Source organism: Bradyrhizobium sp. Ken64, from assembly GCF_055807555.1.
This window is the reverse complement of the sequence record NZ_JBVVPA010000012.1, coordinates 61021-85557: the sequence shown is the minus strand read 5'-3', so window position 1 is coordinate 85557 and position 24537 is coordinate 61021. Positions and strand designations below refer to the sequence as shown.

The window sequence follows — 24537 nt, the reverse complement described above, 5'->3', positions numbered from 1 at the left end:
TCCCCCCACCGATCATTAGGCGGCAGAAGCGCCGCCCACGGAAGGACAAAGCGACTGCCGACTACCCCGGCGTCACACCATACGCCTGCTTGAATCGCTCGGCATAGCGTGGCCAGACCTCGGGATTGATGATGCGCGGCGGGCGCTTGCCGTCGAGCGTCTGCAGCACTTGCTCGGCGGCGATCCGGCCCATGTTCTGCCGCGCCTCAATCGTGACGCCGGCCGTATGCGGGCTCGCCAGCACATTATCGAACTGGAGCAGCGGATGCTCCGGCGGCGGCGGCTCCTTGGACCAGACGTCGAGACCGGCGCCCGCAATGCGCTTGTCACGCAAGGCCTGGAGCAGCGCATCTTCATCGTGGATGAAGCCACGCGCCGTGGTGATAAAGTACGCATGCGGCTGCATCAACCCAAACTCGCGCACGCTGATCATGTTGCGGCTGCCCTTGTCGAGCGGACAGGAGATCGAGACGAAATCGGCGCGGCGCAAGAGCTCGTCGAGCTCGACCTTCTCGCCGCCCCGCTCGGCCATCACCTCGGCCGTCAGGTACGGATCGTAGGCCAGCACCTTCATGCCGAACAGGCCCTTGCACAACGCGGCGATGCGGCGACCGACATTGCCGAGGCCGATGATGCCGACCGTCTTGTGCTCGATCTCGTTGCCGACGAGTTCGTTGCGGTTGACGTTGGACTCCCTGCGGAGCTTGCGATCGGACTGGATGATGCGCTTGGACAGCGTCAGCATCATCGCCAGCGCATGCTCGGCGACCGAGTGGGCGTTGCCGCCGGACTGGTTGACGACCAGCACGCCGGCATCGGTGCAGGCCTCGACGTCGACAGGATCGAATCCCGCGCCGTTGCTGGAGACGAGCAGCAGGTTCGGCGCGCGCTTCAGGAAGGCAGCATCGACATGAAAGTGCGGGGCCAGTTCGTCACGGGCGGCGCCGATCTGGTAGACATGAGCTGCTTCGATGATCGGCGCGAAATATTCCTCGGGGCTCTCGTTCTCGATGCGATCGAGCCGGACATCGGGCCGCGCCTTCAGAATGTCGATATAGATCGGGTTGGCCAGATATTTGACGTAGAAGACGCGCTTGCTGTTGACGGACATCAGGACCCTTCCGGCTCTCTCCAGGAGATCCGCAGGGCCAGCGTTTCGCGCGCTCCTGTCATGCGTTCCTCCGTTCTCTTGTTGTTGCCGCTTATGACACGGCGGCACCGGCCGCGGCAGGCCGTCTGGCGCAGATCACGGTGCAGCCCGGACATGTTGACAATCCCGCTGCCTGCGTCAAGTTCGGCAGACCGCCGCGACGACCAAGACAAGGGCTAAGACAACGCCCAAGACAATGGCAAAGACCAAGAAGCATGCGCGGCCGAAGGGAGAACGCAATGCCGATTGCGGAGCAACAGACCTCGTCCGAGGCGGCGCAGACCTCCAGGGACAAGAGCTGGCACGGCATCATCCTGCAAACCCTGAAGCGGAACGAGATCAGCCTCGTCCCCTACGTGCCCGACCGCGTGCTGACGCCGCTGATCAAGAACCTGCACGCCGATCCGTTCTTCACCACCTTTGCCACCGCCCGCGAGGAGGAGGCCGTCGGCATCGTCTCGGGCGCCTGGATGGGCGGACGGCGGGGCGCGGTGCTGATGCAGACCTCGGGCTTTGCGACGCTCGCCAACGTGCTGGCCTCGCTCGCGGTGCCCTACCAGATTCCGCTGATCATGTTCGTGTCCGAGCGCGGCACGCTCGGCGAGTTCAACTACGGCCAGTCATTGGTCTGCCGCACCATGCGTCCGGTGCTGGATTCGCTGGCGCTGGAGCATCACACCATCACCCGGCTCGACGAGCTCGAATTTATTGCCGACCGCTCGATCAAGCAGGCCGTTACGACGCAGGCCCCGGTGGCCCTGATCCTCAACCCGCTGCTCACGGGCGGCAAGGTGTTCGACAAGTGAGGCCGGCCCAAATGAACACAGACGCGCGCAACACCAAAGTGATGAACCGCTTCGACGTCACCTCGCGCCTGATCGCGAAACTCGAGCACGAGGAAGCCGTGATCGGCGGCATCGGCAACACCAATTTCGACCTCTGGGCCGCCGGCCACCGTCCGCAGAATTTCTACATGCTCGGCAGCATGGGGCTCGCCTTTCCGATCGCGCTGGGCGTGGCGCTGGCGCAGCCGGACCGGCGCGTCTTTGCGCTCGAAGGCGACGGCTCGCTGCTGATGCAGCTCGGCGCGCTCTCGACGATTGCAGCGTTGAAGCCGAAGAACCTCGTCATGATCGTGATGGACAACGGCATCTACCAGATCACCGGCGCGCAGCCGACGCCGGCCGCGAACGTAGCTGACATCGTCGCCATCGCGACCGGCTCCGGGCTTGCCAACAGCGCCTGGGCCGCAGACGAGGAGGATTTCGAGCGTCTGGTCGAGCAAGCCATGTCGGTCGGCGAGCCCAGCCTGATCGCCGTCCGCATCGATGACAAGCCCGGCGTCGGCGCCACCCGACGCGATCCCGTACAAATCCGGGAACGCTTCATGCACGGCCTTGGCGTGCGCGAGCCGCTTTAACGTTTCGTCATTAACTACACGGCGATCTGATCCTGGCGCCTCGGCAGGCGGCTGCAATCCGTGCTAAGCGGTGCGAATGTCCATTTTGGTTCGCTCCTCTGCCTGGCTGCTTGCCGCCGCCGTCGCCTTTGCAACCCTCGGCCCGCCCGGCCTGCGGCCCCATTCCGACCTCGGCCAGGACGGCGAACATGCCCTTGCCTTCGTCCTGGTGGGACTAGCCTTCGGCCTCGCCTATCCGCGCCGCCGCCTGTCGGCCACGGCCATCGCGGTGGTGCTGATCGGGCTGCTCGAACTGATGCAATTCTGGGCACCGGGACGGCATGCGCGGCTGGAGGACTTTCTGGTCGATGCTGGCACCACCTGCGTCGGCTTCGCGCTGGCGGCCATCGCCGATTGGGCCATGACGCGGTTTCGTGCAAATTCGGCCCTAACGAGTCAGGGCCCCGCGGAGTGACGCTCCGCAGGGCCCGTCTCTTCAAAGCTCACGCTCAGATCGATCAGTCGATGATCTTGACGACGCGGCGGGTGCGCGGCTCCACGATCACGCGGCGATCGTTCACGACTGCATAGCGATATTCGGTGTAGTTCGGCACGGGCCGCAGCACCACGGTCGGCGGCAGGGGCTCGCCGACCACGACGCGCTCGTGAACCACGACGGAATCATCGCGCGGAATTCCGCCGAGGATCGCATTCGGGATTTCCAGACCAGCGCCGACCGCCGCACCGACGGTACCACCGACCATCGCTCCAACCGGGCCGCCGATGTCGCCGCCTGCGCGTGCGCCGTTCCTGGCGCCCTCTTCGGTCGTCGACTGAGCAAAGGCCGCACTCGACGCCAGCAGCGACGCGGCAGCCAACGAAATCGCAAGACGGGTTTTCATGTGCTTATGTCTCCAGTGATTGTTGTGCGCCTTCAACCGCCGGGCCGGATCATTGTTCCGGTTCCCCGCCCGATCTAGACTGCACCAAAACTGGAGACTGTTACCCGGTAACAGTTCAGGCCGCGGCGATCTCGTGCCCCGCCATCAGTTCCAGCGCCCGCACCATCGCCGAGTGATCCCAGCCCTTGCCACCATGCGCGGTGCAAGACGAGAACAATTGCTGCGCCACTGCCGTGCTCGGCAGCGACAGGCCGAGCGCGCGGGCGCCTTCAAGCGCGAGGTTGAGATCCTTCTGGTGCAGCTCGATGCGGAAGCCTGGATCGAAATTGCGCTTCATCATGCGCTCGCCATGCACCTCCAGAATCCGCGACGACGCAAAGCCGCCCATCAGGGCCTGCCGCACCAGCGCCGGATCCGCACCGGCTTTCGACGCGAACAGCAGCGCTTCGCTGACCGCTTCGATCGTCAACGCGACGATGATCTGGTTGGCGACCTTCGTCGTCTGGCCATCGCCATTGGCGCCGACCCGGGTGACGTTCTTTCCCATCCGGTCGAAGATCGGCTTCATGGTGTTGAAGGCGCGTTCGGGCCCACCGACCATGATGGTGAGGCTTGCCGCCTTGGCACCGACCTCCCCGCCTGACACCGGGGCGTCGAGATAATCCGCGCCGAGCGCCTCGATCTTCTTCGCGAACTCCTTGGTCGCCAGCGGCGAGATCGAGCTCATGTCGACCACGATCTTGCCCTTGCAAATGCCGCCCGCTACGCCGTCCTTGCCGAACAGCACGGCCTCCACATGCGGGGTATCCGGAACCATGATGATGATCGCATCCGCCTCCTCCGCGACCTCCTTGCTTGACTTGCAGTCAACGCCGCCGGCGGCGATCAGCTCGGGTGCGACCGGCCCGACATCGTGCAGGAGAACGCGATGGCCTGCGGCCAGAAGATGGCCGGCCATCGGCCGTCCCATGGTGCCAAGTCCGATAAAGCCGATGTCGATCATGTCAGCGTTTCCTCAGGTCTCGAAAGTCTGCGCGGCGTGCCAGGACAGGCCTTCCAGCGTCGTGGTGCGCGGCTTGTATTCGCAACCGATCCAGCCGCGATAGCCGATCGCGTCGAGATGGCGGAACAGGAAGGGATAGTTGATCTCGCCGGTGCCGGGCTCGTTGCGGCCAGGATTGTCGGCGAGCTGGATATGCGCGATCTGCGGCAGATATTCCTGCATGGTACGTGCGAGATCGCCCTCCATGATCTGCATGTGATAGATGTCGTACTGGATGAACAGATTGTTGGAGCGCACCTCGGAGATCAGCTGCACGGCCTGCTCGGTGCCGTTGAGGAAGAAGCCGGGAATGTCGAGCGTGTTAATCGGCTCGACCAGAAGCTTGATGTTCTCGCGCGCCAGGGTCGAAGCCGCAAAGCGCAGATTCCCGACCAGCGTTTCGTTGAGCTCGCGCGGGTCGGCATCGACAGGCGCGATGCCGACGAGACAGTTGAGCTGCTCGCAATCGAGCGCTTTGGCATAGTCGATGGCGCGAAACACGCCGTCCCTGAACTCGCTGGTACGATCAGGCATGATCGCGATGCCGCGCTCGCCTGCCGCCCAATTGCCGGCCGGCAGATTGTGCAGCACCTGCGTCAGCCCATGGCTGTCGAGCTGCTCGCGCAACTGCGCCTTGTCGAATTCATAGGGGAAGAGGTACTCGACCCCGGAAAAGCCCGCCGCTTTGGCTGCGGCGAAGCGGTCCACGAACGGCATTTCGTTGAAAAGCATGGTGAGGTTTGCGGCGAATTTCGGCATGATGCTGTTCCCTATTCCGCCGGCTGCAGCACGCCGGGCCGCGCGGTCGCGACCTCGTCGAGCGGCAGATCCAGCACCTCCTCGAATTCGACGATGTTGTCGATTTCCGTGCCCATCGCGATGTTGGTGACGCGTTCGAGGATGAACTCGACTACGACAGGCACGCGGTACTTCGCCATCCATTCGCGCGCGGTCGCGAACGCAGCCTGCGAATCCTTGGGATCGGTGACACGGATCGCCTTGCAGCCGAGCCCCTCGGCCACGGCGACATGTTCGACGCCGTAGCCGCCGAGCTCCGGCGCATTGATGTTCTCGAACGAGAGCTGGACGTGATAGTCCATGTCGAATCCACGCTGGGCCTGGCGGATCAGCCCGAGATAGGAATTGTTCACGACGACATGGATGTAGGGCAGATTGAATTGCGCCCCGACCGCGAGCTCTTCAATCAGGAACTGGAAGTCGTAGTCACCGGAGAGCGCGACGATGTCGCGATCCGGACACGCCGCGCGCACGCCGAGCGCCGCGGGTAGCGTCCAGCCGAGCGGTCCCGCCTGCCCGGCATTGATCCAGTTGCGCGGCTTGTAGACGCCCAGGAACTGCGCGCCGGCGATCTGCGACAGGCCGATCACGGAAACGTAGCAGGTGTCGCGGCCAAAGGCCTTGGTCATCTCCTCGTAGACGCGCTGCGGCTTGATCGGGACATTGTCGAAATGGCTCTTGCGCAACATGGTCTTCTTCCGGTCGCGGCAGGAAGCGGGCCACGCCTGGCGCTCGCGCAACCTGCCTGACCGGCGCCATTCCCTGGCGACGGTGACGAACAGTTCGAGCGCGGCCTTCGCGTCCGAGACGATGCCGAGATCGGGATTGAACACGCGTCCGATCTGGGTCGGTTCGATGTCGACATGCACGAAGGTGCGACCCTTGGTGTAGGTCTCGACCGAGCCGGTGTGGCGATTTGCCCAGCGATTGCCCATGCCGAGCACGAAATCGGATTCGAGCATGGTGGCATTGCCGTAGCGGTGGCTGGTCTGAAGACCGACCATGCCGGCCATCAGCACGTGGTCGTCGGGGATTGCGCCCCATCCCATCAGCGTCGGCACGACCGGCACGTTGGCGATCTCGGCGAATTCCACCAGCAAATCCGAGGCGTCGGCATTGATCACGCCGCCGCCTGCCACGATCAGCGGCCGTTCAGCCGCATTGAGCATCTCCAGCGCTTTCTCGACTTGCTTGCGCGTGGCGGTAGGCTTGTAGACCGGCAGCGGCTCATAGGTCTCGTCGTCGAACTCGATCTCGGCGAGCTGCACGTCGAGCGGTATGTCGATCAGCACCGGTCCCGGCCTCCCTGAGCGCATCACATGAAACGCCTGGCTGAACACGCGCGGCACCAGCGCGGGCTCGCGCACCGTCACCGCCCATTTGGTCACGGGCTTTGCGATCGATTCGATGTCGACGGCCTGGAAATCTTCCTTGTAGAGCCGCGCGCGCGGCGCCTGCCCGGTGATACAGAGGATCGGGATGGAATCGGCGATCGCCGAATAGAGCCCGGTGATCATGTCGGTGCCCGCCGGCCCCGAGGTTCCGATGCAGACGCCGATGTTGCCCGCCTTGGCCCGAGTATAGCCCTCGGCCATGTGCGAGGCACCCTCGACATGGCGCGCCAGGATATGGCGGATCGAGCCGCGCTTCTTCAGCGCCGAGTAAAGCGGATTGATCGCGGCCCCGGGAACGCCGAAGGCAGTCGAGATGCCTTCCTTCTCCAGAATTCGGACGGCCGCATCGATCGCTCGCATCTTCGCCATATCGGACCTCGCTTGAGTTGAGTCAGCGAGCGAGATCATCAGGCGTGCAAGCCCCGCACTCAACGATATCGATTTTATTTTCCACGATGCGGCAGCCGCGGAAAAATCGCGGCGGTCTCAATCGGTTAGATCGAGATATGCGTGAAAGCGATCACTCGAACAGCGGCGCCAGCTGCATCTGCGGCACCAGCACGAGGCCCTTGTCGGTGATACGAATTTCCGGAATGACCGATAGAGGAATCAGATTGAAGCCCATGTAGGGGATGGTGCAGCCGGCTTCCGCCCATTCCTTCTTCAGCACCTTGACCTCTTCCGCCACCTCCGTGACGCGCTTGTCGGACAAGAGCCCAGCGATCGGCAGCGGCACCAGCGCCCTCACCTTGCCCTCGGCGACGAGGCAGACGGCGCCCTGTTGCTCCTTGATGGCGGCCACCGCGACCTGCATGTCGGCCTCGTTGGTGCCGGCAACGACGATGTTGTGGCTGTCGTGCCCGACGCTGGAGGCGACCGCGCCGCGCTTGAGGCCAAAGTCCTTCAACAGGCCGTAGGCGACGTTGCCGGCGGATTTGCCGTGACGCTCGACCACCGTGACGAAGCACAGGCCGTAGCGCGCAAACAGCGTCGGCCAATCCTTGGCCGGCTCGATCGCGATCTTCTCATGGATCAGCGTGATGCCGGGCAACGCGGTCTTGATGGCGTTGACGGTGCAGGCCTTCACCGGCGGTTCCGGCGTCAGCTTCAGCTTCTCCGGCAGCTTCACGGTCGCGTAGGCCGCCTTCGGGTATTGATAGCGCTGCGACAGCGCCTGATCGAGCTTCGGCGTGATCTTGCGGTTCTCGACCACGAGCTCGCCGCCATACCAGGTGCATTGCGGCTTCAGATCGTCATCCATCAGCACCAGATCGGCGCGGCGCCCGCCGCCGAGCCCGCCGATATCGCTGTCCATGTTGAACCGCGTCGCGCCATGCAGCGAGCCCATCGACCAGGCCTGCTCGGGCGACATGCCCGCCTTCACCGCCTCCCGCACCACCCAGTCGAGGCCGAACAGCAAGAGATCATCGGCGTCGCGGTCGTCGGTGCACACGGCCGTGCGCTTGTGCGAAGCGCCGAGTTCGGTGATGGTCCGGATCGCCTGCGGCAGCGAGTGCCAGGGCGTGGTCGGCGGTCCCCCTCGCAAGAACACCCAGACGCCGGCATCGAGCAAATCGTCGGCGATGTCGCGATCGATCGCCTCATGGGTGTCGGTGACACCGCTCGCCGCATAGGCCGCAACGAATTCGCGGCCGTAGACGTGACCGGATACCGGCCGCCCGCGCTTCAGGGCGGCGGCCAGAATGGCGTGGCTGCGCTCGTCGCCCATGGTGACAGGCACAAAATCCATCTTCTCGCCGAGCGCGACGGCTTCGGGCCAACGGTCGAACAGGCCGGCGATCTTATCGGGCGTCAGATCGCCACCCGCGGTCTCGAGTGCGGCTGAGGTGGCCGGCACCGTGCTTGGCACGGTCAAAAAAATCGACAACGGCGCCTCGCGCGCGTCCTCCAGCATCGCCTCGACGCCAGCGACGTCCATCACGTTGCCGATCTCGTGGCTGTCGCAGAAGATCGTGGTGGTGCCGTTGAGCAGAGCCGCTTCGGCATAGGCGCAGGCCGTCACCATCGAAGATTCAATATGGATGTGCGGATCGACCAGCCCCGGCGCGACGATGCCGCCGGCGGCATCGTAAACCGGCACGTCGCCGAAGACTTTCTTCGCAGCACCGGCCGGCTTCACCGCCGCAATGCGGCCGCCGGTGATCCAGATTTCGCGGCTCGCATGGATACGCTCCGAATAGGTCGAGAGCACGCGCGCGCCCGTGACGACGATATCCGGCGCGACACGCGCCGAGGCCACGTCGGCGAGACGCCGGGTCATCGAATGCAGCGGTGCGACGGCGAAGCGGGTAAGTCTGGTCATCGGACCCCTCGCGTGGTGTTATGGCCCTGCGATGGTTACGCCCTGCGCCCGACCGGGCAAGCTCAAATATAACGGCACGTCCTGCTTACGCCTTAGGCGGCGAAGCGCCTGCCGCCCCTGATCTCGCGGGTCTGCGCGAGTTCCGTCGTCTCGGGGCCGCTGCGGCAGCGGCCTTGACCCGAATCCGCATCGACCTCCCGTTCTGCTCGTCGATCTCGAACGCATTCGTCTTGCGCACGAGGTCACTCAGTTTGCGGAAGCCGAACGTTCTCGGATCGAAATCGGACGCGAGATTCGCGAGCTGGCGACCGACCTCCCCGAGCGTCACCCAGCCGTCCTCGCTCTCCATCTGGGTGATGACCTTCTTGATGATGGGGGTCGCGGCATCGAGCGGCTGAAGCGAGGTCGATCGCGAGGCGGCGTCCTGGGTGTTCGCCGGGGCGGGAAGCAGGTTCTCCGTGTAGACGAACCTTCGGCAGGCCTGCCGGAAGCTCTCCGGCGTCTTCTGTTCGCCGAACCCAAAGACATCGATACCCTGCTCCCGGATCCGGGCGGCCAGACGGGTAAAATCGCTGTCCGACGACACCAGGCAAAAACCGTCGAACCGGCCGCTGTGAAGCAGGTCCATCGCGTCGATGACCAGGGTGATGTCGGAGGCATTCTTTCCCGTCGTGTAGGCGAACTGTTGCTGGGGGATGATGGCGTGTTTGGACAGGATGTCGGCCCAGCCCCTCGACCTGGCATTAGAGAAGTCGCCGTAGATGCGGCGAACGCTGGCCTCGCCGATCTTGGCAATCTCCTCGAACAGTCCATCGGCGATCTTTGCCGAGGCATTGTCGGCATCGATCAGGACAGCGAGACGGGGCGAACGGAGCTCTGACGGCATGACTTTTCCCAAAAGGACGCGACAACGGTGGACGGATATACCGATGTCGGGGCTATTGCCGCCAGAGCTGATTTCTTCAACGACCCACGACGGACCGCGAACCCGGCTCAGGCCGGCTTCACGATCGGGGTCACACCACCGAGCGCAGCCGTCAGTTCCGCCGCGACCTCGCGCACCACGCGGCCGATCTCCGGCAGCCGCGCGTCGGTGACGCGGCTGGTCAAGCCGGAGACGGAGATCGCCGCCAACGGCTCGCCAAGTGCGTTGAAGACCACGGCTGCGACGCAGCGCAGGCCCATCTCAGCCTCTTCATCATCCACCGCAAAACCCTGCTTGCGGATCTTCTCGAGCTCCTTGAACAGGTCGCTCGGTCGCACGATGGATTTCTCGGTCAGGCGTGGCATGCCGTGATGGCGGATGACGGCGCCGACGTCCTCGTCGGAATAGGTCGCGAGCACCGCCTTGCCGACGCCCGACGTCACCATGGGGACGCGGCCGCCGACCTGGGTCAGCGAGCGCATGATCTCGCGGCTCTCCATGCGGGTCAGCACGATGATGAACTCGTCGTCGACCATGGCAAGATTGGCGGTCTCGCGGGTAAGATCGCGCAGCTTGCGCAAGTAGGGGATGGCCTGGGCGCTGAAATTGCGCCGCCGCGCAAAGCTCGCGCCCACCGTGAAGCTGCGCACGCCGACATGCCATTTGGATTCGGCGCGGTCGAACTGCACGAAGCGGCGGCTTTCCAGCGTCGCCAGCAGGCGGTGCACGGTCGAGGCGGAGAGCCCGGTGCGGACGGCGAGATCGCTGAGGCGATAGCCCTCGTCATCCTCGGACAATGTTTCGAGAATCGACAATGCGCGGTCGACCGACTGCACGCCGCCGTCACGCGCGTCGTGATCGGCGTCCGATGGCGATCGAGGCTCAAGAGATTTACGCCGGATCACGTTCTTGCCCATCGCGACCTGACTGTTCTCACCTCTCCCCGCATCCGCCTTCGCCAAGCCTTCAGCGGGCAAGCGCGGGGAGAGGTGAAGTAGTAGCTCAGAGCAGCCCTGCCCCGCGCGCCCATTTGTACTTGGCACCGAGGACCTCGACCGGCAGCTCGGTCGAATAGGCATAGGCCGGGATGCCGTTCTGGTAGAGATACTCGGCGGCCTCCTCGACCTCGACGTCGCCGGCAAGGGAGGCGACGATCGGCTTCACGAAGCCCTTGGCCTCCATCTCCTTCTTCACCTCGACCATGTTGCGGGCGAACACCATCGGCGGCGTGACGATGGTGTGCCAGTAGCCGAGGATCAGCGAATGGATGCGCTCGTCCGTCAGGCCGAGCTTCACGGTGTTGACGTAGGTGATCGGCGGCTCGCCACCGGTGATGTCCACGGGATTTCCGGCCGCGCCAAACGGGGGAATGAACTTGCGGAAGGCCGCATCCAGATCCGCCGGCATCGCCATCAGCGACAGGCCATTGTCGACGCAGGAGTCCGACAGCAGCACGCCCGAGCCGCCCGCACCGGTGATGATCAGCACGTTCTCGCCCTTCGGCGTCGGCAGCACCGGCACGCCGCGCGCGAACTCGAGCAGCTGCCGCAAGCTACGGGCGCGGATCACGCCGGACTGCGCCAGGACGTCCTCGTAGATCTTGTCGTTACCGGCGAGCGCGCCGGTGTGCGACGAGGCCGCCTTCGCACCGGCCGAGGTGCGGCCGGCCTTGAGCACGATGACCGGCTTTTTCTTGGAAACGCGCTTCGCCGCTTCCGCAAAGGCACGGCCGTCCTTGAGGTCTTCGCAGTGCTGCGCGATCAGGTTCGTGTTCGGATCCTGCTCGAAGAAGGCGAGCAGATCGTCCTCGTCGATGTCGGACTTGTTGCCGAGGCCGACGATCGCCGACACGCCCATCTTGGCCGAACGGGAGAAGCCGATGATGGCCATGCCGATGCCGCCCGACTGCGAGGACAGCGCCGCGTGGCCCTTGACGTCATAGGCGGTGCAGAAGGTCGCGCAGAGATTGGCAGGCGTATAATAGAAGCCGTAGATGTTCGGTCCCATCAGGCGGATGTCGTACTTCTTGCCGACTTCGACGATCTCGGCCTGGAGCTCCGGCGCGCCGGCTTCCGCGAAGCCCGACGGGATCAGCACCGCGCCGGGAATTTTCTTCTCGCCGCATTCGGTCAGCGCCGCGGCCACGAACTTCGCGGGAATTGCGAACACCGCGGTGTCGATTACGCCGGGCACGTCCTTGACGCTCTTATAGGCCTTGTAGCCGAGGATCTCGGCGGCCTTGGGATGGATCGGGTAGATGTCGCCCTTGTAGCCGCCATTGATGAGGTTCTTCATCACGGAGTTGCCGATCTTGCCGTCTTCGGCCGAAGCGCCGACCACGGCAACCGCCTTCGGCTGCATGATGCGGCTCATGGCCGCGAGGATCTCTTCGGTCGGGCGCGGCTTCGGCTTGGGCACGTAAGCGAAGTCGACGACGATGCGGACGTCGGCCGCGATCGCGTCCTTGGCCATCGCGAACACCGGGTTGAGATCGAGCTCGACGATCTCAGGGAAATCGGTGACGAGCTGCGAGACCTTGACGATGACATCCGCAAGCGCGGTGCGGTTCACCGGCTCGCCGCCTCGAACGCCCTTCAAAATTTCATGCGCCTGGATGCCGTCGAGCATCGACAGTGCGTCTTGCTTGGTCGCGGGCGCGAGGCGGAAGGTGATGTCCTTCAGGACTTCGACCAGCACGCCGCCGAGGCCGAAGGCCACCAGCTTGCCGAACGAGGCGTCGGTGATCGAGCCGACGATCACTTCGGTGCCGCCGGCCAGCATCTGCTGCACCTGGACACCCTCGATCTTGGCATCGGACTTGTACTTCCTGGCGTTGGATAGGATCGTCTCGTAAGCCTTCTCGGCGTCTTCGGCCGTCTTGAGCCCGACGATGACGCCGCCGGCTTCGGTCTTGTGGAGAATGTCCGGGGAGACGATCTTCATCACCACCGGGAAACCCATCGAGGCGGCCATCTTGCCGGCCTCGCCGGCCGACTTCGCCACACCCTCCTTCGGCACTGGAATGCCGTAGGCGTCGCAGACCAGCTTGCCTTCCGGCGCTGTCAGGCTGGTGCGCTTGTCCGCCTTGACCTGGTCAAGCACCTTGCGGACGGCATCTTTGGAATTGGACATGTGGCTCTCCCTCGACCTTGGTTCTTGCGTTTCTCAAAGCGCGCGCGTGTGGCGGCTGCCCGTGATGCTTTCCATTCGCCGCGCTCTGTTCCATGTCGCGGAACGGAGTGGCATAAAGCCGAGGTTACTCCGCCGGCTTGGATCAAAAATGGCTGGCGATGGCATTTGGTATGCCAGAAGCCAACTTGTCAAGCTGCAGCGCACCTTAGAACGCTGCAAAAAATAGGCAGCTTGACATTCTGGTATTTGGTATGCCAAAAACTTTCCCGTTAATAATCCTGTAAAAGACGACTCCCACTGGAGGAGATTCGTCGTGTCACTGCGGAAACCAACCAAGGCGTTGCCGAACATGGCCGAGGCAGATATCGCAATCGTTCGTATTGCCCCGGAGAGTAGCTTCAAGAACAAGGCGTATGACGCCTTGAAGGAAGCCATCCTCAAGATGGACATCTACTCGACGCCCGAGCCGGTGATGCTCGACGAGCGCGCGTTGTCCGAGCGCCTGGGCGTGAGCCGCACGCCGATCCGCGAAGCCATCGCGATGCTCGAGCAGGACGGTTTCGTGAAGACGGTTCCGCGCCGCGGCATCATGGTGGTGCGGAGGACCAAGAGCGAGATCGTCGACATGATCCGCGCCTGGGCGGCGCTGGAGAGCATGGCGGCCCGCCTCATCACCGCCACGGCGCGCAAGAAAGACATCACGGCGCTGCGCGACTACTTCAAGGAATTCGGCAAGGATCGCCTGCCCGAGGATCACGTCGAGGAATATTCGCGCGCCAACATCGCCTTCCACCAGGCGCTGATCTCGCTGTCGGAATCACCGGTGCTGGTCGATCTCACCAACGACCTGCTGCTGCACGTGCGCGGATATCGGCAATTGACCATCGGACGCAAGGACCGCACCGCGACGTCGCTGCCCGAGCATCTCGGCATGATCGAAGCCCTTGAGGCGCGCGATACCGAGCTCGCCGAGAAGCGCGCCCGCGATCACACCCTTGGCCTTGCCGCTTACGTCGAAGCGCACGGTCAGGAACTCTTCTAGCCAGCAACGTTCACCAGAAGGGCGAGGCATCGCCCCCAAAAGCCTGAAGCGGCATCTTGAGACCAGGGAGACAAGGCCCATGCTGAATACCGCGACCAAGTCCGAAGCACCGGGCACCGAGCAGGAACTGACGGATGGTTTTCATCTCGTCATCGACGCGCTCAAGCTGAACGGCATCAATACCATCTATAATGTGCCGGGCATTCCGATCACGGATTTGGGCCGCATGGCGCAGGCGGCCGGTATTCGCATGATTTCGTTCCGCCACGAGCAGAACGCCGGCTATGCGGCGGGCATCGCCGGCTACCTCACCAAGAAGCCCGGCATCTGCCTCACCGTCTCCGCGCCCGGCTTCCTCAACGGTCTCACCGCGCTCGCGCACGCCACCACCAACTGCTACCCGATGATCCTGATCTCGGGCTCCTCCGAGCGCGAGATCGTCGACCTCCAGCAGGGCGACTACGAAGAGATGGACCAGCTCGCGATCGCCAAGCCGCTGTGCAAGGCGGCCTATCGCGTGCTGCACGCCCAGGACATCGGCATCGGGCTTGCCCGCGCCATCCGTGCCGCCGTCTCCGGCCGTCCGGGCGGCGTCTATCTCGACCTGCCGGCAAAGCTGTTCGGCCAGGTGATGAACGCCGATGCCGGCCAGAAGTCGCTGGTCAAGGTGATCGACGCGGCTCCCGCGCAGATCCCCTCGCCCGCTTCGATCAAGCGCGCGCTTGATGTCTTGAAGAGCGCAAAACGTCCGCTCATCATCCTCGGCAAGGGCGCGGCCTACGCGCAGGCCGACGAGGAGATCAAAACCTTCGTCGAGAAGAGCGGCATCCCCTTCCTGCCGATGAGCATGGCCAAGGGCCTCCTCTCCGACACCCATCCGCAGTGCGCAGGCGCCGCCCGCTCGACGGTGCTGAAGGAATCCGACGTCGTGCTGCTGATCGGCGCCCGGCTGAACTGGCTGCTCTCGCACGGCAAGGGCAAGAACTGGGGCGAAGCGCCCAAGAAGTTCATCCAGGTCGACATCGAACCGCGCGAGATGGACTCCAACGTCGAGATCGTCGCGCCCGTCGTCGGCGACATCGGCTCGGTCGTCTCCGCCTTCAACCAGGCCATGGCTTCGGGCTGGACCGCCCCGCCGGCCGAATGGACCAAGGCGATTGCGACCAAGCGCGAAGAGAACGTCGCCAAGATGGCGCCGAAGCTCATGAACAACAAATCGCCGATGGACTATCACGGCGCGCTCGGCGTGCTGAAGAACGTCATCAAGGATCATCCCGAGGCGATCCTCGTCAACGAGGGCGCCAACACGCTCGACCTCGCCCGCGGCGTCATCGACATGTATCGCCCACGCAAGCGTCTCGACGTCGGCACCTGGGGCGTGATGGGCATCGGCATGGGCCAGGCGATCGCGGCGGCTCTCGAGACCGGCCATCCCGTGCTCGCGGTCGAAGGCGACTCGGCCTTCGGCTTCTCCGGCATGGAGGTGGAGACCATCTGCCGCTACAATCTGCCGATCTGCGTCGTGATCTTCAACAATGACGGCATCTATCGCGGCACCGACGTCAACAGCGTCAACGCCGATCCGGCGACGACGGTGTTCGTCAAGGGCGCCCGCTACGACAAGATGATGGAAGCTTTCGGCGGCGTCGGCATCAACGCAACCTCGCCGGACGAGCTCAAGCGCGCCGTCAACGAAGCGATGGCCTCGGGCAAGCCGACGCTCATCAACGCCGTGATCGATCCGGCTGCCGGATCCGAGAGCGGCCGCATCGGCAACCTCAATCCGCAGAGCGTTCTGCAGAAGAAGAAGTAAGCACTCCCCTTCAACCCATAAGGTCCCTGCGGGTGCAGGGGTAGATCAGAGTACGGAGCAACACGATGACAAAAGCGCTCGAGGGCGTTCGCATTCTCGACTTCACCCACGTCCAGTCCGGGCCGACCTGCACGCAGTTGCTCGCTTGGTTCGGCGCCGACGTGATCAAGGTGGAGCGCCCGGGCGTGGGTGACATCACCCGCGGCCAGCTGCAGGACATCCCGAACGTGGACAGCCTGTATTTCACCATGCTCAACCACAACAAGCGTTCGATCACGCTCGACACCAAGAACCCCAAGGGCAAGGAAGTCCTCACCGAGCTCATCAAGAAATGCGACGTGCTGGTCGAGAACTTCGGTCCCGGCGTGCTCGACCGCATGGGCTTCCCCTGGGAGAAGATCCAGGCGATCAACCCGAAGATGATCGTCGCCTCGATCAAGGGCTTTGGTCCCGGACCGTATGAAGACTGCAAGGTCTATGAGAACGTCGCGCAGTGCACCGGCGGCGCCGCCTCCACCACCGGCTTCCGCGACGGCCTGCCGCTGGTGACCGGCGCGCAGATCGGCGACAGCGGCACCGGTCTGCATCTGGCGCTCGGCATCGTCACCGCACTCTATCAGCGCACCCATTCCGGCAAGGGCCAGAAGGTGACGGCCGCGATGCAGGACGGCGTGCTCAACCTGGCGCGCGTCAAGCTGCGCGACCAGCAGCGCCTCGCCCATGGACCGCTCAAGGAATACAGCCAGTTCGGCGAGGGCATTCCGTTCGGCGATGCCGTGCCGCGTGCCGGCAACGATTCCGGCGGCGGCCAGCCCGGCCGCATCCTGAAGTGCAAGGGCTGGGAGACCGATCCGAACGCCTACATCTACTTCATCACGCAGGCCCCGGTCTGGGAGAAGATCTGCGACGTGATCGGTGAGCCCTCCTGGAAGACCGATCCGAACTACGCCAAGCCGGCCGTCCGCCTGCCGCGCCTGAACGAGATTTTCGGCCGTATCGAACAGTGGACGATGACGAAGACGAAGTTCGAGGCGATGGAAATCCTCAACAAGGACGACATCCCCTGCGGACCGATCCTGTCGATGAAGGAGATCGCCGAGGACCAGTCGCTGCGTGCGACCGGCACCGTGGTCGAGGTCGACCACCCCACCCGCGGCAAGTACATCTCGGTCGGCAACCCGATCAAGCTGTCGGACTCCCCGAGCGAGGTGGAGCGCTCCCCGCTGCTCGGCGAGCACACCGACGAGATCCTGCGCACCGTGCTTGGCTTCTCGGACCATCAGGTCGCCGATATCCACAAGTCCGGCGCGCTCGATCCGCCGCAAAAGCAGGCCGCCGAGTAAGCGGGCTTATCTCACGACGCGAAAGGCCGCCGGCTTCGGCGGCCTTTTTGTTGCCGCGCAAAGGCTGCATCGCACGATCGGCGCGCTTGCCGCGCCGCCAAGGCTGGATTAAAGATTGGTTCGTGAGGAACAGATGCGGTGGCCGGCCGTTACTCCCTCGACCGGCGTGCTCCCGGGAATGCGAGCATGCCCGAAATGTCAGCATGCCATCTCCACAGCGAGTGCAGCACGCCTCGCAAAGAACCTGCCCCACGCAGAAGAACTGGTTGCCTTCGCTTCCGAGGGTGGCAAGTCGGCCCTTCAGTTCAGGCACGGGCGGTGTCGCATCCGGCGCTCGCCAGGACCACGCTCGTTGATCAAATTTGAGAGCTCAAATGTCGAAAGATCAATCCTCTGATCGCGCCAAGCGTGAAGCCAACAAGGCGTTCAAGCCGGCGACAACGCAGAAGCCGATCAATGACTATGCGAAGGACCAGAACTCCTTCAACGAGAATCGCGAACGGCTGAAAGCGGAGCGATTGGCCCGGGAGGCGAAGCCGGGAAGCGGCTCCGAATAAGAGCGTCGGTCCCAGACTGCGACCGCGGATTGCCCTTAGGGCGCGGCGCCGAAATCCGCGCCCGTCCCTACAGCATCGAGAGCACGACGATTCCGTCTTCGACTGCACCAGAAGCGAGCTGCGCCCGCGCCATGCGCTCGAACTCGGTCCGATTCTTGCGAAGATAACTGAAAGCCTGCTTCTGCGTCAGGAAGGTCGTCGCAAGACGGCACATCTGTCGTCCCGCGCCAAGCGCGAGAAAGAAGGTGATGGTGCCACCGCCATCCAACTTGATTCTAGGCACGACCCGCACTCTTTGGCATGTGATCGGCCCTCTCCGAGTTGTCGTCGGCGCAATGGAAGGCGGCTATGGCGTCACCTTCTTCTTGCGCTTCGTCGGGGTGACCGGAGGCAAGGATGCCTGAAGGGCGGCGTCTGCCGCTTCCTTGGCTTCGCGCAGCTCTCGAAGCCGCGCCATGTTCTTGCGAACATCGACGGCTTGCTTTCCAACATCCACCATCGCCCGGGCGCCCTCCTCAGCGGCCAAACGCTGACGGTTAGAACGCGCGATGCTTTCGGGTGACGGTTCGGCCGGTCTCTTGGCGCTCATTATTCACCCTGCTCTGCAACGGACAAAAACCCGCTCAATCCTGGGATCGAGCGGGTGGCATGGCCGTTTCAGTACATCCGTGAAACGGCACCAAGGCTTTAGGCCAGCGAGAGATTCTCAGCGCTGACCTTGCCCCGCATCTTGTCGGTCTTGAGCTCGAAGTTGACCTTTTGGCCTTCAGCGAGACCTGCAAGACCAGCCCGCTCGACCGCGCTGATGTGAACGAACACATCGTTGCCGCCGTCGTTCGGCTGAATGAATCCAAAGCCCTTCTGGCCGTTAAACCACTTCACAGTACCTGTCGTCATTTTCTTCTCCAAAGCGCATACGCGCAGGTTCCGCGTGATCGTCACGCAGAACAAATTCTATTCGTCGATGTCTATGGAAAAGGAGCCCGCGGGCACATTCAACAAGGCACAGCGGCTGAACGAACAGCCTCAACGTATACCTAATCCTCTCCATTTGCAAGGCTTGACCGAATTTAACGCCTCGGGAGCCCGGCGCTACGGCCATGACGCCACGCTGCCGAGCACTGATCGTTCGCCGCCAGCTGCTCTGGGAGGGCTGCCGAGCGCCACATGCGTCGGCTCCACCGCAGCGATACCAGATTGCGTCCGATGAAGCGTTCGTAGCGGCTCTGATTTTCTCGGCGACGATCTGCAACCCACGCCGCGATATCCGAATTCAGAGTATTTGGGGGCGCTCGACGGCGTTCTCCAATTCAGAACGCATGTATCGCAATAATGCATTTTTGCAAAACGAGGGGGTAACCTAGGCTTGATCGATGCCAAGCCGTACGGCGCGCAATGGAGCGCGACGACGGAGGGACCGATACCGACCGATGCGGCTATTTTTTAATCAGACGTCGCCTTACGCCCGCAAGGTAAGAGTCGCCATTCATGAGCTCGGATTGAGGTTTGCCGGCTGGTTTGAACGCGCGCGCGTTCGATCATCCATGATCGCGACACGGCCATGCTGAGTTTCGAGCCCGGAACGGTCTTCAGCAGCCGTCACCTCGCCGATATCTTCAGCACCGCCCCGATGCGCGCTATTTTCAGTGAGCGCAATTCACTTGAGTCCATGCTTCTGGTCGAGGTCGCGCTGGCGAAGGTTCAAGGGCAGCTCGGCGTGATCCCTGCCGAGGCTGCTGCTGCGATCGCCTCCGCTGCGCGGACTGAACTACTCGATCTCAATGAATTGGCCGCGGGCACTTTGCGCGCCGGCTTGCCGGTCGTGAATCTGGTTGAGCAGTTGATCCGGCTCACCGGCGAACCCCATGGCGAATTCGTCCATTGGGGCGCCACGAGTCAGGACATCATGGACACCGCGCTCGTGATGCAGATACGCGACGCGCTCGAGCTCATCCACCGCGATCTGGAGCGCCTGATATCGACGCTTGCGGATCTGGCGCGTACCCATCGCGATACGCCCATGGTCGGCAGGACCAAGCTACAACACGCGATCCCGATCACCTTCGGGTTCAAGGTTTCCGTCTGGCTGTCGGGCCTGCTGCGCCACAGGCAACGTCTCGCCGAACTCAAACCAAGAGTCCTTCAGGTCCAATTCGGCGGTGCGGTCGGCACTTTCGCATCGCTCGGCGACGATGGCGACAGCGTCCGCGCTGCACTGGCCCGCGAACTCGGACTCGGCGAGCCCCTGGTGGCATGGCATGCCGCACGCGACGGCTTGGCCGAGACGGTTTGCCTGCTTGGCCTGATCTCGGCGACCCTGAGCAAGATCGCGACCGATGTCGTGTTGATGGCGCAGACCGAGGTCGGCGAAGTGCTAGAGCCAGGCGGCCAAGGCCATGGCGCCTCCAGCACCATGCCGCACAAGCGCAACCCGATCATCTGCGAGCAAATTCTCAGCACCGGACCGTCGCTGCGCCGGCTGGCAAGCGCCATGCTCGACGCTTCGGTCCACGACCACGAACGGGCGACGGGACCGTGGCAAGCCGAATGGTTGCTGCTGCCGGAAGCATTCGTGCTGGTCTCCCGGGCCATGGACAACGCTGTTCGCCTCTGCAGCGGACTGGTCGTCAGACCCGATGCGATGCAGGCCAATCTTGGGCGGACACAGGGGCTCATCGCCGCCGAGGCCGTCATGATGGCGCTGGCTCCGCACGTCGGGCGCCATCATGCGCACGAAATGGTGGGTGCGGCATGCACGCACGCCATCGCTTCGGGCCTGACACTAGCCCAGAGCCTTTCGCGAGATCCGGCCGTGACGGCCCACATCGCGCCCCATGAGATCGAGGCGGCCGCGGACCCGGCTCGATACATCGGCCTGTCCGGCCGTGAGGTCGACCGTGTCCTCGCGGCCTGTGCCGATCGACCGGCCAATGCGGTGCAAGGCGATGCCATCGATGCGGAGTGAGGCCATATGATTCTGAAACGCAAGCACACGGCCCTCGTCGCAGCCGCGGTGCTGACGCTATTGAATGCGGCACAGGCCGAGTCGCCGTTCCCGTCACGGCCGATCACGTTGGTCGTCCCGTTCGCGGCTGGCGGCCCCAATGACGTGATGAGCCGGATCGTGTCCGAACACATGGCGCGAAAACTCGGGCAGCCGATCATTGTCGAGAACGTCGCCGGGGCGGGCGGCACGACCGGCTCAGCGCGCGTCGCGAAAAGCGCGCCCGACGGTTATACGCTCGTCAGCGGTCACGTCGGGACGCATGCGGCATCGGTCGCGCTGTATCCGAACCTCCGTTACGACCCGCTGGTTGATTTCACGCCGATTGGCCTGGTCGCCGAAACGCCGATCCTCGTCGTCGTTCGCCGCGACCTCGCCGCAGATAGCATGGCGTCGTTCATCGCGATCGCCAAGGCGCGTGGCCCGGACCTCACCTTGGGCCATGCGGGTGTCGGTTCGATCAGCCACATCAGTTGTCTGCTGTTCACCTCCGTGATCGGATTCAAACCGGTGGAGGTGCCATATCGAGGATCAGCGCTGGCGATGACCGACCTGGTCGCGGGCCGCAGCGACTTCAGTTGTGGACTGTTGGGCGACGTTCTTCCCTTCCTGGGTGACAACAATCTGCATTTTCTGACCGTTTCGGCCGCCGCACGTGTTCCGCAATTGCCGGACACACCGACGGCCAGGGAAGCAGGGCTTCCACAGTTTGTCGCATCGAGCTGGTTCGCGTTCTACCTGCCGAAAGGCGCCCCTGACGCCATTCGCGACCGGTTCTCGGATGCGCTTCGCTCAGCGCTCGACGATGACGGCGTGCGGAAACGGCTCGAACTGGTAGGCTTGATCCTGCCACCGCCGGACCAGCGAGGCCCCGAACCGCTCAAGCGGCGGATGACCGAAGAGATCGCGCGTTGGCAGGACATTGTCAAAACCGCGCAGATCCGACTCGATCAATAAGTGCAACCGATGCAGTCGAGCGCGTGATCGCCGGCCAGCTTTCGCCGTCGGCGCTTCACACCGCAGGCCGACGGAACAATCCGACGATCCCCGGCTACAGTCTCGCGTTCACCATGACGCCGCAGGACGTGGCGGCAGTCTGCCAGTCATCCATCAAAAAATTCGAAACGCCCTGTCGGATCGGGGGTATCTCCTTCGTCATCTTGGACATGAACGGGCAATAGACGCCGACGTCGAGCCCGGCAATTACGAGGAAGAATGATCATGCCCAGCACTGTCCGCCTGCACCGTGTTTTGACGACCAGCCCTGAGAAAGTCTATCGCGCCTTCCTGGAGGCGGATGCGCTGGCAAAATGGCTTCCGCCGAACGGCTTCACCTGCACCGTCCATCATTTCGAGCCGAAGGTCGGGGGCACGTTCAAGATGTCGTTCCGCAACTTCACGACAGGCAACAGCCACGCCTTCGGCGGCGAATATCTCGAGCTCGTCCCCGGCGAACGTCTCCGCTACACCGACAGGTTCGACGACCCCAATCTGCCGGGCGAGATCCAGGTCACCGTGATTCTGAAGAAAGTATCCGTCGGCACCGAGGTGGATATCACGCAGGCCGGCATCCCCGACGTCATCCCGCCGGAGGCTTGCTATCTCGGCTGGCAGGAATCGCTGCGCAATCTGGCGAAGCTCGTCGAGCCTGAGATCAAGCAATAGCGACCGAAGCGGAGCGAGCGCCTCGTCCTTCGAGACGACCGCTCCGCGGTCTCCTCAGGATGAGGCTAGCGGCAACAGCGTTCGTCAAGACTGCGGCCACATATTCCGACCTCATCCTGAGGGCCCGCCAAAGGCGGGCGTCTCGAAGGATGGGCCGCCGAAACGGTCGCCAAGTGCGATGGCCAGCTCACGAACGGGACCAGCGATCAAGTGTCATCTCAGCGAGCCTACGCGCCCGCCCTCGGCGCAATGCCGCCGCTTGCGGTCCAGCGATCGGGGTCCGGGCTGTGCCCGATCAAAGCAAGGCCGTAGGCGATCGACTCGAACTGATCGCCCGACATCAGCCGTTCGTTGCCGAACCGCTCGGCGAACAGTTTTCGAACGGCCGGCACGAAGGACGTGCCGCCGGTCAAAAACACCTTCTCGACCTCGCGCGCGGTGATGCCGGCTTCGCCCAGCACCTTATCGACGGTGGCGCCGAGCCTCGCGATATCGTCGGCGATCCAGGCTTCGAAATTCTTCCGTGTGATGGTCGAGCCGATGTCCACCCCGCCGCCTTTGAAACGGAACTCCACCTGGTCCTGCGCCGACAGCGCGACCTTGGCGTCGGAGACCGCGCGGTACAACGAAAAGCCGAGGTCGAGATCGACGATGGTAATGAAATCCTCGAGCAGAGCCGGCTTCACCGCGGTGCGCGCAAGCTCCCGGAGTTCGCGCAGGTCGCCGTTGCTCTTCATCATCGCGAGCTGATGCCAGCGCGCGAGGTTGGTGTAGTGACCGGTGGGGATCGGCAGCACCTTGTCGAACGAGCGGAAGCTGGAGCCCTTGCCCAGCCGCGGCGAGACGACGTGATCGACGATGCGGTAATCGAACGTGTCGCCCGCAATCCCGATGCCGGCATGGCCGAGCGGCTCGGCGCGCAAGGCGCCGCCGGCACGTGAGAACCGCATCACCGAGAAATCGCTGGTGCCGCCGCCAAAATCCGCGACCAGCACGGTCGCGTCGCGCTCCAGCCGGCGGGCGAAGGAGAACGCGGCGCCCACGGGTTCGTAGACATAGCGCGCATGGCCGGCGCCAAGGCGCTCGAACGCGGCCCGGTAACGCTGCATCGCCAGCGCCTCGTCGGGATTGCCGCCGGCGAAGCGGACGGGGCGGCCGACCGTGATGGTGGACGTCTCGAAGCCGAATTTGTCGCCGCTATGGCGCGCCAAGGTCCGCAGGAACGCCGCCAGAATATCCTCGAACTTGTAGCGCTGCCGGAACACCTGGGTGGTATTGAAGCTGGAGCTCGCCGCGAAGGTCTTGAACGACTGGAGAAAGCGGTAGACATGGCGGCCTTCGAGGAACTGCTCGATCGCCCACGGGCCGCCTTCGGCCTGGGCGCCGGCTCCCGGCCGGTCCTCCCAGAAGCACAGCGCCGACACGAAGACGCTGTGGCGTTGTCCGCCATGGTCGAAGCGGATGGCCTCGACCCGGCGGTCGTCCGCCGCAAGGGCTACGACCGTGTTGCTGGTCCCAAAATCGATGCCGATCGAGACGGCGGGCGAGGCGCTCGACATGAACCACTCTGACAGATGATTGGAAGGGGGCAGACCACTAGCGGCTCCGTACGCCGCTGCCAAGGCTCCGTTTTTGGAGATCGGCGGCCAATGGTTCAGTTTCGGCGGGGTTTGGGCACATCCCGCTCAAATCGGCCGATTTAACGATTATTATGCTGCAATGCGAAGAGCTAAATACTGCTATGCAATGACATGCATAGACATTGGCATCTGGTATACATAGATTGCCCTTCGAAATGAGACAGCACTGCTGACCGTCTCAAGAAAGGGATTTCCGATGTCCAAGACCGCTTCCGTCGCTCTCGCGCCCTCCTCCTCGCTGTTCGTCCGCCTGATGGCCACGATCGACCGCCTCCTGATGGCGAGCGCCAAGATCTCGAATCACAACGGCGACCTGCCGCGCTTCGGCCTCTAAGCCGGCCCCCTCCCGCGCCGCCGCGCACCGGCACGGTTTTAGATCGGTTCGCATACTACTTTTGATGAATGGCC

The 24537-nt window shown here is 63.7% G+C and carries 24 protein-coding genes; 11 read left to right on the top strand and 13 right to left on the bottom strand.

Annotated features, from left to right (window positions below; genetic code table 11):
* Window positions 1–61: 61 nt before the first annotated feature.
* The gene (locus AC0L2F_RS20500) at window positions 62–1111 is read right to left on the bottom strand and encodes a hydroxyacid dehydrogenase (RefSeq protein WP_473249638.1); all 1050 of its coding nucleotides are present in this window, start codon (window positions 1109–1111) and stop codon (window positions 62–64) included.
* Window positions 1112–1389: 278 nt separating this feature from the next.
* Between AC0L2F_RS20500 and AC0L2F_RS20495 the strand changes: the two genes are divergently transcribed.
* From AC0L2F_RS20495 to AC0L2F_RS20485, 3 genes are all read left to right on the top strand, one after another.
* On the top strand, window positions 1390–1956 hold the full coding sequence (locus tag AC0L2F_RS20495; RefSeq protein WP_007608380.1) for a thiamine pyrophosphate-binding protein: 567 nt from the start codon (window positions 1390–1392) through the stop codon (window positions 1954–1956).
* Window positions 1957–1967: 11 nt separating this feature from the next.
* A complete protein-coding gene (locus AC0L2F_RS20490) occupies window positions 1968–2570 on the top strand; it encodes a thiamine pyrophosphate-dependent enzyme (RefSeq protein WP_007608378.1) in 603 nt (200 codons plus the stop codon).
* 76 nt (window positions 2571–2646) lie between these two features.
* On the top strand, window positions 2647–3024 hold the full coding sequence (locus AC0L2F_RS20485) for a VanZ family protein (RefSeq protein WP_063993022.1): 378 nt from the start codon (window positions 2647–2649) through the stop codon (window positions 3022–3024).
* Window positions 3025–3067: 43 nt separating this feature from the next.
* Here AC0L2F_RS20485 and AC0L2F_RS20480 read toward each other — a convergent pair whose 3' ends face one another.
* The 8 genes from AC0L2F_RS20480 to AC0L2F_RS20445 form a co-directional block, all read right to left on the bottom strand.
* A complete protein-coding gene (locus tag AC0L2F_RS20480; protein ID WP_007593296.1) occupies window positions 3068–3451 on the bottom strand; it encodes a DUF1236 domain-containing protein in 384 nt (127 codons plus the stop codon).
* A gap of 115 nt (window positions 3452–3566) precedes the next feature.
* Window positions 3567–4454 (bottom strand): 2-hydroxy-3-oxopropionate reductase, encoded by an 888-nt coding sequence (locus AC0L2F_RS20475; RefSeq protein ID WP_473249637.1) that lies wholly within the window; start codon window positions 4452–4454, stop codon window positions 3567–3569.
* 12 nt (window positions 4455–4466) lie between these two features.
* On the bottom strand, window positions 4467–5252 hold the full coding sequence (hyi, locus tag AC0L2F_RS20470; RefSeq protein ID WP_473249636.1) for a hydroxypyruvate isomerase: 786 nt from the start codon (window positions 5250–5252) through the stop codon (window positions 4467–4469).
* 11 nt (window positions 5253–5263) lie between these two features.
* Window positions 5264–7054 (bottom strand): glyoxylate carboligase, encoded by a 1791-nt coding sequence (gcl, locus tag AC0L2F_RS20465; RefSeq protein ID WP_473249635.1) that lies wholly within the window; start codon window positions 7052–7054, stop codon window positions 5264–5266.
* A gap of 151 nt (window positions 7055–7205) precedes the next feature.
* Window positions 7206–9008, bottom strand: a complete 1803-nt coding sequence (locus AC0L2F_RS20460) for an adenine deaminase (RefSeq protein WP_473249634.1) — start codon at window positions 9006–9008, stop codon at window positions 7206–7208.
* Window positions 9009–9093: 85 nt separating this feature from the next.
* Window positions 9094–9894 (bottom strand): NYN domain-containing protein, encoded by an 801-nt coding sequence (locus tag AC0L2F_RS20455; protein WP_007608371.1) that lies wholly within the window; start codon window positions 9892–9894, stop codon window positions 9094–9096.
* A gap of 107 nt (window positions 9895–10001) precedes the next feature.
* Entirely contained in the window at window positions 10002–10850 is an 849-nt protein-coding gene (locus tag AC0L2F_RS20450; RefSeq protein ID WP_473249718.1) for an IclR family transcriptional regulator, read from the bottom strand.
* 85 nt (window positions 10851–10935) lie between these two features.
* Window positions 10936–13065, bottom strand: a complete 2130-nt coding sequence (locus AC0L2F_RS20445; RefSeq protein WP_473249633.1) for an acetate--CoA ligase family protein — start codon at window positions 13063–13065, stop codon at window positions 10936–10938.
* Window positions 13066–13414: 349 nt separating this feature from the next.
* Here AC0L2F_RS20445 and AC0L2F_RS20440 point away from each other — a divergent pair, with 349 nt between their 5' ends.
* From AC0L2F_RS20440 to AC0L2F_RS20425, 4 genes are all read left to right on the top strand, one after another.
* A complete protein-coding gene (locus AC0L2F_RS20440; RefSeq protein ID WP_162496371.1) occupies window positions 13415–14107 on the top strand; it encodes a GntR family transcriptional regulator in 693 nt (230 codons plus the stop codon).
* A 79-nt stretch (window positions 14108–14186) separates the two neighbouring features.
* A complete protein-coding gene (oxc, locus tag AC0L2F_RS20435; RefSeq protein WP_473249632.1) occupies window positions 14187–15920 on the top strand; it encodes an oxalyl-CoA decarboxylase in 1734 nt (577 codons plus the stop codon).
* Between the two features lie 65 nt (window positions 15921–15985).
* Window positions 15986–17263, top strand: coding sequence for a formyl-CoA transferase (frc, locus tag AC0L2F_RS20430; protein WP_007608365.1), 1278 nt, complete (start codon window positions 15986–15988; stop codon window positions 17261–17263).
* A gap of 374 nt (window positions 17264–17637) precedes the next feature.
* Window positions 17638–17820 (top strand): hypothetical protein, encoded by a 183-nt coding sequence (locus tag AC0L2F_RS20425; RefSeq protein ID WP_007608360.1) that lies wholly within the window; start codon window positions 17638–17640, stop codon window positions 17818–17820.
* Window positions 17821–17887: 67 nt separating this feature from the next.
* Here AC0L2F_RS20425 and AC0L2F_RS20420 read toward each other — a convergent pair whose 3' ends face one another.
* The 3 genes from AC0L2F_RS20420 to AC0L2F_RS20410 all read right to left on the bottom strand — a co-directional run bounded on the left by AC0L2F_RS20420 (window position 17888) and on the right by AC0L2F_RS20410 (window position 18717).
* Complete coding sequence (locus AC0L2F_RS20420) at window positions 17888–18112, bottom strand: hypothetical protein (protein ID WP_007608359.1); 225 nt, start codon at window positions 18110–18112, stop codon at window positions 17888–17890.
* A 54-nt stretch (window positions 18113–18166) separates the two neighbouring features.
* The gene (locus AC0L2F_RS20415) at window positions 18167–18409 is read right to left on the bottom strand and encodes a hypothetical protein (protein ID WP_007608356.1); all 243 of its coding nucleotides are present in this window, start codon (window positions 18407–18409) and stop codon (window positions 18167–18169) included.
* Window positions 18410–18507: 98 nt separating this feature from the next.
* A complete protein-coding gene (locus tag AC0L2F_RS20410; RefSeq protein ID WP_007593324.1) occupies window positions 18508–18717 on the bottom strand; it encodes a cold-shock protein in 210 nt (69 codons plus the stop codon).
* 664 nt (window positions 18718–19381) lie between these two features.
* Between AC0L2F_RS20410 and pcaB the strand changes: the two genes are divergently transcribed.
* The 3 genes from pcaB to AC0L2F_RS20395 all read left to right on the top strand — a co-directional run bounded on the left by pcaB (window position 19382) and on the right by AC0L2F_RS20395 (window position 22489).
* On the top strand, window positions 19382–20785 hold the full coding sequence (gene pcaB, locus AC0L2F_RS20405) for a 3-carboxy-cis,cis-muconate cycloisomerase (RefSeq protein WP_473249630.1): 1404 nt from the start codon (window positions 19382–19384) through the stop codon (window positions 20783–20785).
* Between the two features lie 6 nt (window positions 20786–20791).
* On the top strand, window positions 20792–21781 hold the full coding sequence (locus tag AC0L2F_RS20400; protein WP_007608351.1) for a Bug family tripartite tricarboxylate transporter substrate binding protein: 990 nt from the start codon (window positions 20792–20794) through the stop codon (window positions 21779–21781).
* A gap of 264 nt (window positions 21782–22045) precedes the next feature.
* Window positions 22046–22489, top strand: a complete 444-nt coding sequence (locus AC0L2F_RS20395; RefSeq protein ID WP_473249629.1) for an SRPBCC family protein — start codon at window positions 22046–22048, stop codon at window positions 22487–22489.
* Window positions 22490–22716: 227 nt separating this feature from the next.
* On the opposite strand, the gene AC0L2F_RS20390 is transcribed toward AC0L2F_RS20395, so the two are convergent.
* On the bottom strand, window positions 22717–24048 hold the full coding sequence (locus AC0L2F_RS20390) for an Hsp70 family protein (protein WP_473249627.1): 1332 nt from the start codon (window positions 24046–24048) through the stop codon (window positions 22717–22719).
* 277 nt (window positions 24049–24325) lie between these two features.
* On the opposite strand from AC0L2F_RS20390, the gene AC0L2F_RS20385 reads away from it, so the two are divergent.
* Window positions 24326–24463, top strand: a complete 138-nt coding sequence (locus tag AC0L2F_RS20385; protein WP_473249626.1) for a hypothetical protein — start codon at window positions 24326–24328, stop codon at window positions 24461–24463.
* Window positions 24464–24537 lie beyond the last annotated feature (74 nt).

Bases quoted from the DNA above. Each gene is read 5' to 3' on its own strand.
- frc (WP_007608365.1), top strand. From the start codon at position 15,986: ATGACAAAAGCGCTCGAGGGCGTTCGCATTCTCGACTTCACCCACGTC.
- AC0L2F_RS20415 (WP_007608356.1), bottom strand. From the start codon at position 18,409: ATGAGCGCCAAGAGACCGGCCGAACCGTCACCCGAAAGCATCGCGCGT.
- AC0L2F_RS20480 (WP_007593296.1), bottom strand. From the start codon at position 3,451: ATGAAAACCCGTCTTGCGATTTCGTTGGCTGCCGCGTCGCTGCTGGCG.
- AC0L2F_RS20410 (WP_007593324.1), bottom strand. From the start codon at position 18,717: ATGACGACAGGTACTGTGAAGTGGTTTAACGGCCAGAAGGGCTTTGGA.
- AC0L2F_RS20395 (WP_473249629.1), top strand. From the start codon at position 22,046: ATGCCCAGCACTGTCCGCCTGCACCGTGTTTTGACGACCAGCCCTGAG.
- AC0L2F_RS20450 (WP_473249718.1), bottom strand. From the start codon at position 10,850: ATGGGCAAGAACGTGATCCGGCGTAAATCTCTTGAGCCTCGATCGCCA.
- AC0L2F_RS20485 (WP_063993022.1), top strand. From the start codon at position 2,647: ATGTCCATTTTGGTTCGCTCCTCTGCCTGGCTGCTTGCCGCCGCCGTC.
- pcaB (WP_473249630.1), top strand. From the start codon at position 19,382: ATGCTGAGTTTCGAGCCCGGAACGGTCTTCAGCAGCCGTCACCTCGCC.
- AC0L2F_RS20440 (WP_162496371.1), top strand. From the start codon at position 13,415: ATGGCCGAGGCAGATATCGCAATCGTTCGTATTGCCCCGGAGAGTAGC.
- AC0L2F_RS20475 (WP_473249637.1), bottom strand. From the start codon at position 4,454: ATGATCGACATCGGCTTTATCGGACTTGGCACCATGGGACGGCCGATG.
- AC0L2F_RS20400 (WP_007608351.1), top strand. From the start codon at position 20,792: ATGATTCTGAAACGCAAGCACACGGCCCTCGTCGCAGCCGCGGTGCTG.
- hyi (WP_473249636.1), bottom strand. From the start codon at position 5,252: ATGCCGAAATTCGCCGCAAACCTCACCATGCTTTTCAACGAAATGCCG.
- AC0L2F_RS20385 (WP_473249626.1), top strand. From the start codon at position 24,326: ATGTCCAAGACCGCTTCCGTCGCTCTCGCGCCCTCCTCCTCGCTGTTC.
- AC0L2F_RS20490 (WP_007608378.1), top strand. From the start codon at position 1,968: ATGAACACAGACGCGCGCAACACCAAAGTGATGAACCGCTTCGACGTC.
- AC0L2F_RS20425 (WP_007608360.1), top strand. From the start codon at position 17,638: ATGTCGAAAGATCAATCCTCTGATCGCGCCAAGCGTGAAGCCAACAAG.
- oxc (WP_473249632.1), top strand. From the start codon at position 14,187: ATGCTGAATACCGCGACCAAGTCCGAAGCACCGGGCACCGAGCAGGAA.
- AC0L2F_RS20495 (WP_007608380.1), top strand. From the start codon at position 1,390: ATGCCGATTGCGGAGCAACAGACCTCGTCCGAGGCGGCGCAGACCTCC.
- AC0L2F_RS20460 (WP_473249634.1), bottom strand. From the start codon at position 9,008: ATGACCAGACTTACCCGCTTCGCCGTCGCACCGCTGCATTCGATGACC.
- AC0L2F_RS20390 (WP_473249627.1), bottom strand. From the start codon at position 24,048: ATGTCGAGCGCCTCGCCCGCCGTCTCGATCGGCATCGATTTTGGGACC.
- gcl (WP_473249635.1), bottom strand. From the start codon at position 7,054: ATGGCGAAGATGCGAGCGATCGATGCGGCCGTCCGAATTCTGGAGAAG.
- AC0L2F_RS20455 (WP_007608371.1), bottom strand. From the start codon at position 9,894: ATGCCGTCAGAGCTCCGTTCGCCCCGTCTCGCTGTCCTGATCGATGCC.
- AC0L2F_RS20500 (WP_473249638.1), bottom strand. From the start codon at position 1,111: ATGTCCGTCAACAGCAAGCGCGTCTTCTACGTCAAATATCTGGCCAAC.
- AC0L2F_RS20445 (WP_473249633.1), bottom strand. From the start codon at position 13,065: ATGTCCAATTCCAAAGATGCCGTCCGCAAGGTGCTTGACCAGGTCAAG.